The sequence below is a fragment of the Streptomyces araujoniae genome (assembly GCF_050871195.1).
In the GTDB taxonomy this organism is placed as follows: Bacteria; Actinomycetota; Actinomycetes; order Streptomycetales; family Streptomycetaceae; genus Streptomyces; species Streptomyces bacillaris.
The window spans coordinates 1,765,588-1,779,115 of record NZ_CP194070.1; the positions used below are offsets into that span (position 1 = coordinate 1,765,588).

The 13,528-nt window shown below is 72.7% G+C and carries 9 protein-coding genes; 4 read left to right on the plus strand and 5 right to left on the minus strand.

Features of this window, described 5'->3' with window-relative positions:
• On the minus strand, window positions 1–975 hold the full coding sequence (locus ACQ9ZG_RS07555) for a carbohydrate kinase family protein (RefSeq protein WP_028415567.1): 975 nt from the start codon (window positions 973–975) through the stop codon (window positions 1–3).
• Window positions 976–1,131: 156 nt separating this feature from the next.
• On the opposite strand from ACQ9ZG_RS07555, the gene ACQ9ZG_RS07560 reads away from it, so the two are divergent.
• Both ACQ9ZG_RS07560 and ACQ9ZG_RS07565 read left to right on the plus strand, forming a co-directional pair.
• A complete protein-coding gene (locus tag ACQ9ZG_RS07560; protein ID WP_028415566.1) occupies window positions 1,132–1,329 on the plus strand; it encodes a hypothetical protein in 198 nt (65 codons plus the stop codon).
• 412 nt (window positions 1,330–1,741) lie between these two features.
• Window positions 1,742–3,178: a hypothetical protein gene (locus ACQ9ZG_RS07565; RefSeq protein WP_499280160.1), complete on the plus strand. Its 1,437-nt coding sequence runs from the start codon at window positions 1,742–1,744 to the stop codon at window positions 3,176–3,178.
• Between the two features lie 89 nt (window positions 3,179–3,267).
• Here ACQ9ZG_RS07565 and erpA read toward each other — a convergent pair whose 3' ends face one another.
• Entirely contained in the window at window positions 3,268–3,624 is a 357-nt protein-coding gene (erpA, locus tag ACQ9ZG_RS07570; protein WP_018486704.1) for an iron-sulfur cluster insertion protein ErpA, read from the minus strand.
• A gap of 252 nt (window positions 3,625–3,876) precedes the next feature.
• Here erpA and nadA point away from each other — a divergent pair, with 252 nt between their 5' ends.
• Entirely contained in the window at window positions 3,877–5,055 is a 1,179-nt protein-coding gene (gene nadA, locus ACQ9ZG_RS07575) for a quinolinate synthase NadA (protein WP_084997196.1), read from the plus strand.
• A gap of 226 nt (window positions 5,056–5,281) precedes the next feature.
• Window positions 5,282–7,948: a tetratricopeptide repeat protein gene (locus tag ACQ9ZG_RS07580; protein ID WP_499280162.1), complete on the plus strand. Its 2,667-nt coding sequence runs from the start codon at window positions 5,282–5,284 to the stop codon at window positions 7,946–7,948.
• Between the two features lie 75 nt (window positions 7,949–8,023).
• Here ACQ9ZG_RS07580 and ACQ9ZG_RS07585 read toward each other — a convergent pair whose 3' ends face one another.
• The 3 genes from ACQ9ZG_RS07585 to ACQ9ZG_RS07595 all read right to left on the minus strand — a co-directional run bounded on the left by ACQ9ZG_RS07585 (window position 8,024) and on the right by ACQ9ZG_RS07595 (window position 13,520).
• Window positions 8,024–11,182, minus strand: a complete 3,159-nt coding sequence (locus ACQ9ZG_RS07585) for an efflux RND transporter permease subunit (protein ID WP_109914756.1) — start codon at window positions 11,180–11,182, stop codon at window positions 8,024–8,026.
• Window positions 11,183–11,487: 305 nt separating this feature from the next.
• Window positions 11,488–12,234, minus strand: a complete 747-nt coding sequence (locus tag ACQ9ZG_RS07590) for a response regulator (protein WP_109914757.1) — start codon at window positions 12,232–12,234, stop codon at window positions 11,488–11,490.
• Entirely contained in the window at window positions 12,231–13,520 is a 1,290-nt protein-coding gene (locus ACQ9ZG_RS07595; protein ID WP_026237279.1) for a sensor histidine kinase, read from the minus strand. Before ACQ9ZG_RS07595 ends, ACQ9ZG_RS07590 begins: the two co-directional genes overlap by 4 nt.
• Window positions 13,521–13,528 lie beyond the last annotated feature (8 nt).

Below are 13,528 nucleotides of genomic sequence, written 5' to 3' on the forward strand. Positions count from 1 at the left end.
CTAGACGAGGTGCTGCCGGACCTCGGCGGCGGCCTCGTCGCCGTACGCCTTGGTGAAGCGGTCCATGAAGTGGGTGCGGCGCAGGGTGTACTCCTGGGTGCCGACCGTCTCGATGACCAGGGTGGCGAGCATGCAGCCGACCTGGGCGGCGCGCTCCAGGCCGACGCCCCAGGCGAGACCGGAGAGGAACCCGGCCCGGAAGGCGTCGCCGACGCCGGTCGGGTCGGCCTTGGTCTCCTCCTCGGGGCAGCCGACCTCGATGACCGGCTCGCCGGCCTTCTCGATCCGGACACCGCGGGAGCCGAGCGTGGTGACCCGGTGGCCGACCTTGGAGAGGATCTCCTCGTCGCTCCAGCCGGTCTTGGACTCGATGAGCCCCTTCTCGTACTCGTTGGAGAAGAGGTAGGTGGCGCCGTCCAGCAGGATGCGGATCTCCTCGCCGTCCATGCGCGCGATCTGCTGGGAGAAGTCGGCGGCGAACGGGATGTTCCGCGAACGGCACTCCTCCGTGTGGCGGAGCATCGCCTCCGGGTCGTCCGCGCCGATCGAGACGAGGTCCAGGCCGCCGACCCGGTCCGCGACGCTCTTCAGTTCGATCAGCCGGGCCTCGCTCATCGCGCCCGTGTAGAAGGAGCCGATCTGGTTGTGGTCGGCGTCGGTGGTGCAGACGAAGCGGGCGGTGTGCAGGACCTCGGAGATCCGGACCGAGCCGGTCTCCACGCCGTGCCGGTCGAGCCAGGCGCGGTAGTCGTCGAAGTCGGAGCCCGCGGCGCCCACGAGGATCGGCTCCGTGCCGAGCAGCCCCATGCCGAAGCAGATGTTGGCGGCGACACCGCCCCGGCGCACATCGAGGTTGTCGACCAGGAAGGAGAGGGAGACCGTGTGCAGCTGATCCGCGACCAGCTGGTCGGCGAAGCGGCCGGGGAAGGTCATGAGGTGGTCGGTGGCGATGGAGCCGGTGACTGCGATACGCACGGGGAGGCTTCTCCTGCGGAAGGCGAAGGGCCGAGGTGCGCCCTCCGGGACGGCGTGACAGTTCACGCTACCGGGTGACCCCTCCGGCCGGGAAAAGGGAAAACTACCCGATAGTAGGGCTTTCTACCTGAGCGTGACCGTGGTTACGGTGCGGATATGTCGAAGCACACCGCACCGCGAGAGTCCGAAGTGAGCCTGGCCGAGCTGCGCGGGGACTGCGCGCGCATGGCCCCGCACTGGACCACGCCCAAGAAGACCGTGGTCACCCCGGTCAAGCCGTCACTGATCCACGGGATCACGGTGCCGCCCGCGTCGGCGCGGCTGGTGGACGCGATGTCGGAGTACGGGGAGTGAGCCGGCCCGGAGCCGGGATCCGGCCCCTGGTCTGATCCCGGATCCGGACACTCGGTCCGATGGCCGGGGGCCGGCCGACGCGTTCCGGTCCGCCCCGGTCCGCGCCTGCTTGTACCTGGCGCCTCTTCCGCGCGTTTCCTCGCATCTTCGGCCTGAACCGCTCGCGCTTCGGGTGTGAACCGCACGAGGTTTCCGGTGTGGACGGTGCAGGGGTTTCCGGGGTGAACCGTGCGGGGTTCTCCGGTGTGGACCGCTCGCGATCCGGTGTGAACCGTGCGGGGAACGCGCCCCGTTCGCCGGTGCGCGGGGACCGCCGGGGAACCGCTCGCTCCTCCGTTCCGTCCCACCGGTGTCCCCGTCCGGGGGCACGCGGTAGTGAACGCGACGGCAACGCAGTCGAAGGAGCGATCCGGTGAGCACCGAGCGACCCGACAACGACGTGACCGGCCCCCGTCGGCGGCGTACGCCGCTCGCGGTGGCCTCGGTGGCGGCAGCGGTGCTGCTGGCCGGGGGCGGCGGGGCCTACTGGGCCACCACCGCCTCCGGTGACGGCGGCGCGGCGGACGGCGGCGGGAACGCCTCCCGCGACGCGGCCCCCGTGCTGGCGCTGGACGCCGCCGAGGCCGCCCCGGCCACCCCCGGCGACCCGGACACGCCTCCCCCGGGCATCGCTCCCGGCGAACCGGACCCGAACGGTCCGCCGGCGGTCTACCGGGCGGAGGGCAAGCTCCCCGACGGCCCCGACAAGGCGGCGGTGCACCGCGCCACGGGCACGGTCGCCCCGGCGGAGGTGGCCCGGCTGGCGAAGGCGCTCGGCATCCCGGGGACCCCGCGGACCGTGGACGCCTCCTGGGTGGTGGGTGACGAGGACGGGCCCGGCGCGCTCCTGAAGGTCACCAAGCAGGCCCCGGGCACCTGGACGTTCGCCCGCACCACGCCCGTGGAGCCGTGCGAGCCGGGGAAGATGTGCGCCAACCAGGGCGCGCCGGAGGCGGACGGGAAGCCGGTGGACGAGCAGGCCGCGAAGGCCGCCGCCGCGCCCGTGCTGAAGGCCGTCGGCCAGGCGGACGCGGCGCTGGACGCGGCCCAGCTCATGGGTGACGTACGCGTGGTGAACGCGGAGCCGAAGGTGGACGGGCTGCCCACCTACGGCTGGACGACCGGGGTGCAGATCGGGCCGGACGGCACGGTGGCCGGGGGCAGCGGGCAGCTGAAGGCCCTGGAGAAGGGAGCCACCTACCCCGTGATCGGGGCGGAGGCGGCGCTGAACCAGCTCAACGAGGCGGGCCGGGCCGACGGGGAGGCGAGCCGGGACATCGGCGGCTGCGCCACCCCCGTACCGCTGGAGGGCGAGCCGAAGCCGGGCGACCCGCAGTGCGTGCCGTCGAACGGCAAGCGGGCCCCGGTGCAGCACACGGTCGAGGACGCGGTGTTCGGGCTGGCCCTGAGCTACGAGGAGGGCCGTCAGACCCTCGTACCGTCGTGGCTGTTCCAGGTCCGGCAGGGGTCGGGCGGGCCGGAGAGCACGGTGACGCAGATCGCCGTGGCGCCGGAGTACGTCGAGAAGCCGGACGCGCCGACGCCTTCGGGCGAACGCAAGGCGACCTCGTACGCGGCCGACGGCCGGACGCTGGAGGTGACCTTCTGGGGCGGGGTGTGCTCCACCTACACGGCGAGCGCCGAGGAGAGCCCGGGGCAGGTGCGGATCACCATCACGGAGAAGCCGCAGAAGGACGGCGCCTGCATCATGATCGCCAAGGAGCTGAAGCGGACGGTGACGCTGAAGGAGCCGCTGGGCGACCGTACGGTGATCGACGCGGAGAGCGGGGCGACGGTGCCGCGCGGCTGAGCGTGGAGTGACGGCACGGAACGTACGAGGGCGGCCCCGGGAGGAGATCCCGGGGCCGCCCTCGTACGTCGTACGCGCTCTCGCAGCGTCTAGCTGAACGAGTCGCCGCAGGCGCAGGAGCCGGTGGCGTTGGGGTTGTCGATCGTGAAGCCCTGCTTCTCGATGGTGTCGACGAAGTCGATGGAGGCGCCGCCCAGATACGGGGCGCTCATCCGGTCGGTGACGACCTTGACGCCGTCGAAGTCCTTGACGACGTCCCCGTCGAGCGAGCGCTCGTCGAAGAAGAGCTGGTAGCGCAGGCCCGAGCAACCGCCGGGCTGGACGGCTACGCGCAGCGCCAGGTCCTCGCGGCCTTCCTGCTCCAGCAGGGCCTTGACCTTGGCTGCGGCGGCGTCGGACAGGAGGATGCCGTCGCTCACCTTGGTGGTCTCGTCCGATACGGACATCTGCTTCTCTCCCGGGTTGTTCGGACTGCTTGCCGACGGTTCAACCGTCTCAGCCGCGGATTCATTCCGGGCCAAGCGCGTGTCTGTTCCTTTTCATGCTCGCACACCCGCTCGCCCGGGGGATGCGTCACATCGACGCTATCGGCATCGTCAAAGTGACACGAAGGAGCTATGATAGATAGCGTCAAATAGACGAAAAGGCGCGTTCGCCGAAGCCGCAGAGCAGAACGCAGAGAAGAAAGGGTGCGTGACGTGACCACGGCCCAGCCCCTGGACGTACAGCCGACACCCCTCGCGCTGCTGCTGCTCGGTCGCGAGGCCGACCCGAGGAGCGAGCGAGGCGTCGAATGCCCCGGCGACCTCCCCTCCCCCTCCGACCCCGACCTGGTGGCCCGGGCCCGCGCGGCCAAGGAGAGGCTCGGGGACCGGGTCTTCGTCCTCGGCCACCACTACCAGCGCGACGAGGTCATCCAGTTCGCCGACGTGACCGGCGACTCGTTCAAGCTCGCCCGGGACGCGGCCGCGCGCCCGGAGGCGGAGTACATCGTGTTCTGCGGTGTGCACTTCATGGCCGAGTCCGCGGACATCCTGACCACCGACGCCCAGGCGGTCGTGCTGCCGGACCTGGCGGCGGGCTGCTCGATGGCCGACATGGCCACCGCCGAGCAGGTCGCGGAGTGCTGGGACGTGCTGACGGACGCCGGGATCGCCGACCAGGTGGTGCCCGTCTCCTACATGAACTCCTCCGCCGACATCAAGGCCTTCACCGGCCGCCACGGCGGCACGATCTGCACCTCGTCCAACGCGAAACGCGCCCTGGAGTGGGCCTTCGAGCAGGGCGAGAAGATCCTCTTCCTCCCCGACCAGCACCTGGGCCGCAACACGGCGGTGCGGGACATGGGGATGAGCCTGGAGGACTGCGTCGTCTACAACCCGCACAAGCCGAACGGCGGCCTCACCGCCGAGCAGCTGCGGGACGCCAGGATGATCCTGTGGCGCGGCCACTGCTCGGTCCACGGCCGCTTCTCGGTCGAATCGGTCGAGGACGTCCGGGCCCGGATCCCCGGCGTCAACGTGCTGGTGCACCCGGAGTGCAAGCACGAGGTCGTGGCGGCGGCGGACTACGTCGGCTCGACGGAGTACATCATCAAGGCGCTGGAGGCGGCCCCGCGCGGCTCGAAGTGGGCCATCGGCACGGAGCTGAACCTGGTCCGCCGTCTGGCGAACCGTTTCGCCGCGGAGGACAAGGAGATCGTCTTCCTCGACAAGACGGTCTGCTTCTGCTCGACGATGAACCGCATCGACCTGCCGCACCTGGTCTGGACGCTGGAGTCGCTGGCCGACGGCAAGCTGGTCAACCGGATCGAGGTCGACCCGGAGACGGAGAAGTTCGCCAAGCTGGCGCTGGAGCGGATGCTGGCGCTGCCGTAACCGAGCGGGCCTCGTATCCACCGGTTACCCACCGGACGTCCACCGGAGGAAAGCCCCGGTATGCCGACACCTGCGGCATACCGGGGCTTTCCGCTGCCGGGACCCCTCCCCGGACCGGCTGAATCTTCCCCATAGGCCACCCGCCCCCTCCACCCCGTAACTACGCTGCTACTCACCGCATCCGGGGCTGACCGGGAACGAACGGCGAGACGACAGTGGGGCGGGCATGAGCTACGAGGACCGCGGGACGGGCACGAGCGCGTCGGACGAGGCGCGCGGCACGGGCGTAGGGACGGGGACGGAGAGGGGGACGGGAACAGGGTTGGCGGGAAAGCCGGCGGGAGGGGATCTGCCGCGGGCGGAGGACGAGGTACGGAACCGTCGCGGCGCCGCCGAGAAGGACCCCGCCACCGGCCGGCCCGCCCTGGCGGCCGCCCTGGGCGTCCTCTCCACGGTCCGGGCCGAGGCCGGGGACGTACAGGGGGCCATCGCGCCCGCCGAGGAGGCGGCCGTGATCTACCGGTCCCTCGGCTCCCCCGGCGACGACGGCCCCGGCGGCTTCCTGCCCGAACTGGCCGGGGCGATGCACCGGTGGTCGGAACTGCTCGCCGCCGTCGGGGACGTCGCCGGCGCCCTGCCCCCGGCCAAGGACGCCGCGCGGATCTACGCCGAGCTGGGCATGAAGCGTCCGGGCGACCACCAGGCGGAGCTGGCCCTGGCCATGAGCGCGCTGGGCGAGCGGATCGCAGCCACCGGGGACCCGGCGGCCGCCGCGCCGTTCGCGAAGCAGGCCGTACGGCTCCAGCGGGAGCTGATCGACGAGGACCTGCCGGGGGCGTCCGTACCGGAGCTGGCGGAGTACCTGCTGCGCTACGCCGGACAGCTGGCCGGGTCCGGCGAGGCGGTGGAGGCCGTGCCTCGGGCCGAGGAGGCGGTGGGGCTCCTCCGGGACCTGGCCGCGGACGAGCCGGAGGCCTTCCGTCCGCGGCTCGCCACGGCCCTGCACATCCTGGGCGGCCACCGCGCGGCCGTGAGCGACGCCTCGGGGGCCGTCGAGGCGACGGTGGAGGCCGTGAGCCTGTTCCGGGGGCTGGTGGACGAGGGGACGGCTCGGGGGCGTGAAGGCGGCCGGGACGCCCGGGGGCTCACCGGCGAGCGGCCGACGGCTGGGCTCAGCGTCGAGCGGCCGACGGCTGGGCTCAGCGTCGAGCGGCCGGCGGCCGGGCTCAGCGTCGAGCGGCCGGCGGCCGGGCTCACCGGCGGGCAGCCGGCCGGGGAGCTCGGCGACACACGACAGGCCCGGGAACTCGCAGACGGGCAGCAAGCCCGGGGGCTCACCGGCGAGCGGCCGGTCACCGGAGTCACCGGAGTCACTGATGAGCAACCGGCCCGCTTCGTGCGGGAGTTGGCCATGGCGCTGGACTGTCTGGCCGGTCACCTCGGCCGGGCCGGTGACCCGGCGGCGGGGCTGCGGGCGGCGGAGGAGGCCGTGGCGCTCCAGCGCGAGCTGATGGCGGAGAGCGTGGAGGCGTTCCGTCCGGGGCTGGCCGTCGCGCTGCGCACGCTGGCCCGGTGCCTGGCGGACACCGGGGACCCGGTGGGTGCCCTGCCCCCGGTGCGGGAGGCCGTCGCACTGCTGCGGGCGCACGGGGAGGAGGCGGAGGAGGAGTTGGCCGGGGCCCTCCGGATGCTCGGCACCTACGGGGAGCTGGAGGGCGACGCGGAGGGGGCGGTGGAGGCGTTCGGGGAGGCGGTGGCCCTCGGCCGCCGGCTGATGCCGGAGCGGCCGGGCCCCTCTCCCGCCTCGGCCACGCCCCTGATCGCGGCGCTGGACGACCTGACCCGGGCGCTCGGGCGTCTGGGCAGGCATGCGGCGGCGGTCGAGGAGTTCGACGGCATCGTCAAGGAGTTCACGGAGTCGGATCCAGCGGTCGGCCGCCGCCTGGTCGTGGAGCGGAACACCTTCCTGCTGCGCTGCCCGGCCCCCTGGCCGACGACCGGGCTGGCGGAGCTGGTGCTGTGGCTCGACGAGGACGCACAGCGGGCCGGGGGCCCGGACACCGTGACCGTACGGGCCCGGCAGGCGCTGCGTTCGTACGGGGACATGGCGGCGGTGCGCACGGTGTGGGAGGAGGAGACGTTCACGCCCGCGCCGGAGTGGCTCGCCGTGCGGCCGGAGACCCTGGACCTGGTCAGCGCCTGGATGTTCGCGCCCACCTGGCCCCGCTCGCGCGACTTCTGGTCCGGCAACGCGGAGGTGCTGGGCGGCGAGGAGGCGGCGGCGGCCCTGGACGAGCTGGCGATCCTGGACCCGCACGGCGCCCGGCGGCACGCGGCGCTCCGGGACGCGGTGCTGGTCCACGGGGTGACCGCCGCCTACGACCCGCCGATCCTGTCGGAGCAGCTGGCGGAGTGGCTGGAGTGCGCGGACTGGACGGAGTCGCGGGCCTACCTGGAGGAGCACCCGCGCCTCCTGACCGTGCAGCCGCCCCCGGACACCCCTCTGGCCCATGTCGCCATGCTCGACATCGGACGTACGGAAGGCCTGGACGCCGCGTACCGCCTGGTGGAGGACCGCGCGACCCTCCAGGCGTATGTGGACCGCGCGCTGGAGGCCGGGGACGGCACCTCCCTGATGCACGCCGGAGGCATCGAGGGCCAGGTCTTCGGCGACCGCCTCTCCTCGCTCACCCACGCCCAGATGGCCCTGGTCCTCTCCGGCGAGACCCGGGGCTTCGACCCGGCCGACCTGGCCGCCCTCCGCCACAAGGCCGACGAGCGGACCCGCTCCCGCCTCCTGGACGAGGCCCGGGCCGTCACCACCCGCCACCCCGAACGGAGCGGGGAGACGCTGAGCCGCATGATCCGGGCCCTGGGCGGCGACGGGACCTGAGACGGACGGGCCGCCGCCTCTCCGAAGGGGCCCGTCCCACGCGCGTGCGTGGGACGGGCCCCTTGTCTCCCGGCGTCAGGCCTTCGCGGGCTCGGGCTCCTTCGCCTCCTCCGCGTCGGGCCCGGTCGGGGTGTTGTCCCTGGCCGCGCGCTTGGCGGCCTTCTTCTCGGCGCGGCGCTCCTTGCGGAGTTCGACCATGGCGTACAGCGTCGGGACCAGCACCAGGGTCAGGACCGTGGAGCTGATGAGGCCGCCGATCACCACGACGCCCAGCGGCTGGGAGATGAAGCCGCCGTCGCCGGTGACGCCGAGGGCCATCGGGAGCAGGGCGAAGATGGTGGCCAGGGCGGTCATCAGGATCGGGCGGAAGCGGTGGCGGCCGCCCTCGATGACGGCTTCGACGATGCCGAGGCCCTGGGCGCGGTACTGGTTGATCAGGTCGATCAGCACGATCGCGTTGGTGACCACGATGCCGATCAGCATCAGCAGGCCGATCATCGCGGGGACGCCCAGCGGGGTGCCGGTGACGAGCAGCAGGCCGATGGCACCGGTCGCCGCGAACGGGACCGAGACCAGCAGGATCAGCGGCTGGACGAGGGAGCGGAAGGTGGCGACCAGCAGCATGAAGACGATCGCGATGGCCGCCAGCATGGCGAGGCCGAGCTGCATGAAGGCCTCGTTCTGGTCCTCGGAGACGCCGCCGATGGTGGCGGTGGCGCCGTCGGGGAGGTCCAGGGCGTCGATCTTCGAGGCGAGGGTGGCGCTGACCGCGCCGGTGTTGTCACCGACGGGCTTGGCGGTGATGGTCGCCGCGCGCTGGCCGTCGATGCGGGTCATCGAGACCGGGCCGGGGACCAGTTCGACCGTGGCGATGTCGCCCAGCTTCACCGGGCCGAGCGGCAGGGCCTTCAGCTCGGCCATCGTGGCGGCGGGGCGGGCGGACTTGATGACGATGTCGCGCTCGGTGTCGTCCAGCGTCGCGCTGCCGGCCGGGGTGCCGCGTACGGCTCCGGCGACGATCCCGCCGAGGGCGGTGGAGTCGAAACCGGCTGCCGCCGCCTTGTCGTTGGGGGTGACCGCGATGCGCGGGACGCTCTGGGCCAGGTCGCTCTGGACGTCGGTGACGTCCTTGATCGTGGCGACCTCCGTACGGACCGCCTCCGAGGCCTTCTTGAGGACGTCGGCGTCCGATGCCTTGACCACGACGCTCAGGTCCTGGGCGCCGAAACCGTCGCCCGCGGTGATGGTGGTGTCCCCGATGGAGTCGAGTCCGGAGAGGGCCTTGGCTATGCGGTCCTGGGCGTCCTCGTAGTCCTTGGCGTCCTTCAGGGTGACCTGGTACGAGGCCTGGTTGGCGCCCGTACCGCCGCCGAAGGCGGCCATGAAGCCGGAGGAGCCGACGGTGACCTGGTAGTCCTTGACGCCCTTGTCGTCGGTGAGGACCTGCTCGACCTTGCGGGCGGCCTCGTCGGCGGCCTGGAGGCTGGTGCCGGGTTCCAGCTTCTGCTTGACGGTGAGGACCTCCTGCTCGCCCGCGTCGAAGAAGTTGGTCTTGAGGAGCGGGAGCATCCCGAAGGTGGCGACGAGCACCGCGGCCGCGATGACCAGGCTGGTGATCCGGCGGCGGGTCGCGAAGCGCAGGACGGGGACGTAGAGGCGCTGGAGCTTGCTGGCCGCCTCCTTCTCCTCCGCGATGCGGCGGGCCTCGGCCGCGTCCTCGGGGGTGCCCTTGGGGGCGCGCAGGAACCAGAAGGAGAGGACCGGGACCACCGTCAGCGAGACCAGCAGCGAGGCCAGCAGCGCGGCGGTGACCGTCAGCGAGAACGAGCCGAAGAGCTGGCCCACCATGCCGCCGACGAGCCCGATCGGCAGGAACACGGCGACCGTGGTGAGCGTGGCGGAGGTGACCGCTCCGGCCACCTCCTTGACCGCCGTGATGATGGCCGTCTGGCGCTCCTCCCCGTAGCCGAGGTGGCGCTTGATGTTCTCCAGGACCACGATCGAGTCGTCGACGACCCGGCCGATGGCGATGGTCAGCGCGCCGAGCGTCAGCATGTTGAGCGACAGGTCACGCGTCCAGAGCACGATGAGCGCCAGGACGATGGAGAGCGGGATGGAGACCGCGGTGACCAGCGTCGAGCGGATCGAGGCGAGGAAGACCAGGATCACCAGGACCGCGAAGACCAGGCCGAGCGCGCCCTCGGTGGTGAGACCGGAGATCGACTTGGAGACCGCCGGGCCCTGGTCGGAGACGACGGTGAGTTCGGCTCCCGCGCCGAGGTCCTTGCGGAGGTCGGGCAGCTTCTCCTTGACCGCGTCCGAGATGGCGACGGCGCTGCCGTCCTTGTCCATGGTGGCCATCACGGCGAGGCTGGGCTTGCCGTTCGTCCGGGTGATGGAGACCGCGGTGGACGGCTCCTGCTTCACCTCCGCCACGTCCCCGATCCGTACGGGCTTGGCCGGACCCTCCGCCGCGGCGCCCGGCTGCTGCTGGGGGACGACCTGGAGGTCCTCGATCTGCTCCAGCGAGGTGTAGCCGCCGCCGACCTGGATGGTGCGGCTCTTGCCCGCCTCGGAGAAGGAGCCCGCCGGCAGCGTGGCGCCGCCCGACTGGAGCGCCTGGGCGAGGGAGCCCGCGTTCAGCCCGGCCGCCGCCAGCTTCCCGTCGTCGGGGACGACGGAGATCTGGAGCTCCTGGACCCCGTCCACCGTGACCTGGCCGACGCCGTCGATGTCCTGGAGCGCGGGGACGACCGTGCGGTCGAGCTGGTCGGCCAGCGCCTGCTGGTCCTTGTCGGAGGTGACGGCCAGGACCACGGTCGGGATGTCGTCCGTGGAACCGGCGATGACCTGCGGGTCGACCGTCGGGGGCAGTTGGGCGCGGGCCCGGTTCACCGCCTGCTGGATGTCCGCGACGAGCTGCTTGGTGCCCTCGTCGCCGAAGTCGAAGGTCGCCATGATGAGGGCGTTGCCCTCACTGGCGGTGGAGGTGATCCCCTCGACGCCGTCGACGGCCTTGAGGGAGTTCTCCAGCGGCTCGACGACCTGCTTCTCCACCACGTCGGGGGAGGCGCCCGGGTAGGGGGCCAGCACCGAGACCATCGGGAGTTCGATGGTGGGCAGCAGTTGCTGCTTGAGCTGCGGGATCGCGATCGCGCCGAAGACGAGCGCGACGATCGAGATCAGCCCGATCAGGGCCCGCTGCGCGAGGCTGAATCTGGACAGCCAGGACATGGGTGGGTCTCTCTTCCGTGGCGTGCGAGCGTGCGAGGCGTACGGGCGGGAAAGCGGGGACCCGGGGGCGGTGAACCGGTTCCGGGGCGGTGAACCGTTCCAGGAGCGGTGATCCGTTCCAGGAGCGGTGGACCAGTGGCCCGTTCCGGGGTGTTCCGGGGTCGGCGCGGGGGACATATCCCGTCCGCTCATACGATCTCCGACCCCGTCCGCCCGGACGTCGGTCCCCGGGCTGCTTTCTTATGCCGCGCATACCGCAGGTGGAGTACGCCTTCTCTCCACCCTCCGCGTCGCCCGGGACCGCCTCACTCCACCCGGGGGCGTACCAGACCCGATTCGTAGGCGATGACGACCAGTTGCGCCCGGTCCCGGGCCGCCACCTTCGCCATCGCCCGGTTCACATGCGTCTTGACCGTGAGCGGGCTGACCGCCAGCCGTTCCGCGATCCGGTCGTTGGAGAGGCCGCCCGCCACCAGGACCAGGACCTCCCGCTCGCGTACGGTGAGCGCGGCCAGCCGCTCCGCGTACCGCGCGCTCTCCGCCCCCTCCCCCGCCGGTGAACTCCCGCCCTGGGCCAGGAAGGTGGCGATGAGCCCCTTGGTCGCCGCCGGGGAGAGCAGCGCCTCTCCCGCCGCCGCGATCCGGATGGCGTTGAGCAGTTCGTCGGGCTCGGCGCCCTTGCCGAGGAAGCCGGAGGCCCCGGCGCGCAGGGCCTGCACCACGTACTCGTCGACCTCGAAGGTGGTGAGCATGACCACCCGGACCGCGGCGAGCGCCGGGTCGGCGCTGATCGTGCGGGTGGCGGCCAGCCCGTCCGTGCCCGGCATCCGGATGTCCATCAGCACGACGTCGGGGGCGGTCGTCCGGGCCAGCTCCACCGCCTCGGCCCCGTCGGCCGCCTCGCCGACGACCTCCATGCCGGGCTCGGAGTCCACCAGGACTCGGAACGCGCTGCGCAGCAGGGCCTGGTCGTCGGCGAGCAGCACCCTGATGGGCGGCTCGGACGCCCCGGGCGCTCCCGGTGCCCCGGGCGTCTTGGCGGGCTGGGTCATCGGCGCTCCCCCGTCGTGGCCGCCGGGCCGGGCGGTTCCGGTTCGCTGGTGCGGGCCCCCTCACCGGTGGGGGCCTCGATGGGCAGGATCGCATGGACCCGGAACCCGCCCCCGTACCGAGGTCCCGCCGTGAGGGCGCCGCCGAGGGCGGTGACGCGTTCGCGCATGCCGAGCAGGCCGTGGCCACCGCCGTCGGGGGCGGCCTCGCCTTCCGGGCCCGCGCCGCCCCGCCCGTTGTCCAGGACCGTGATCTCGGCGGTGGTGCCGACCCGTACGACGCTGACCTCGGCCCCGGCCCCGGCGCCCGCGTGTTTGCGTACGTTGGTCAGGGCCTCCTGGATGACCCGGTACGCGGCCAGGTCGACGGCGGAGGGGAGGCCGGGGGCCCGGTCGGCGCCCACCACCTCGACGGGGAGCCCGGCGTTGCGGAAGGTGGCCACCAGCTCGTCCAGGACCGCGAGGCCGGGGGCCGGTTCGGTGGGCGCCTCGGGGTCGCCGGACTGGCGGAGCAGCCCGACGGTGACCCGGAGTTCGTTGAGCGCGGAGCGGCTGGCCTCGCGGACGTGGGCGAGCGCCTCCTTGGCCTGGTCGGGGCGCTTGTCCATGACGTGGGCGGCGACCCCGGCCTGCACGTTGACCAGGGCGATGTGGTGGGCCACCACGTCGTGGAGGTCCCGGGCGATCCGCAGCCGCTCCTCCGCGACCCGGCGCCGCGCCTCCTCCTCCCTCGTCCGCTCGGCCCGCTCGGCCCGCTCCCGGATCGCGTCGACGAAGGCGCGGCGGCTGCGGACGGCGTCCCCGGCGGCGGAGGCCATCCCGGTCCAGGCGAAGACGCCCAGGTTCTCCTGGCTGTACCAGGGCGTCGAGCCGAAGAACATCGCGGCCGCCGTCAGGATGCCCATGGTCAGCAGCCCGACCCGCCAGGTGGTGGGGCGGTCGGTGCGCGAGGCGACGGTGTAGAGCGCGATGACGCTGCTCATCACCACCGGGGCGGGCGGGTCGATGAAGATGTACTCGGTCGCCGCGAGGCCGCCGGTCACCGCGAGGACCGGCATCGGCCGGCGCCGCCGGAGCACGAGGGCCGAGGCGGCGAGCACCATCAGCAGCACGCTGAAGGGTTCGGGCGTGCGGGTCCCGAACGTCGGCCCGTGGCCCTTGCCGGGGTCCGCGAAGGAACCGCAGATCATGGCCGTCAGGACGCAGAACGCCAGGGCCGCGTCGAACGCGAGCGGATGGTCCCGAAGCCAGCGGCGGGCCCGTGCGAACCCGGAGGGAAGGGTGGTCACGTCCAGCA

Coding starts and splice junctions, on each gene's coding strand:
- ACQ9ZG_RS07560 (WP_028415566.1), top strand. CDS start 1,132: ATGTCGAAGCACACCGCACCGCGAGAGTCCGAAGTGAGCCTGGCCGAG.
- erpA (WP_018486704.1), bottom strand. CDS start 3,624: ATGTCCGTATCGGACGAGACCACCAAGGTGAGCGACGGCATCCTCCTG.
- ACQ9ZG_RS07580 (WP_499280162.1), top strand. CDS start 5,282: ATGAGCTACGAGGACCGCGGGACGGGCACGAGCGCGTCGGACGAGGCG.
- ACQ9ZG_RS07585 (WP_109914756.1), bottom strand. CDS start 11,182: ATGTCCTGGCTGTCCAGATTCAGCCTCGCGCAGCGGGCCCTGATCGGG.
- ACQ9ZG_RS07590 (WP_109914757.1), bottom strand. CDS start 12,234: ATGACCCAGCCCGCCAAGACGCCCGGGGCACCGGGAGCGCCCGGGGCG.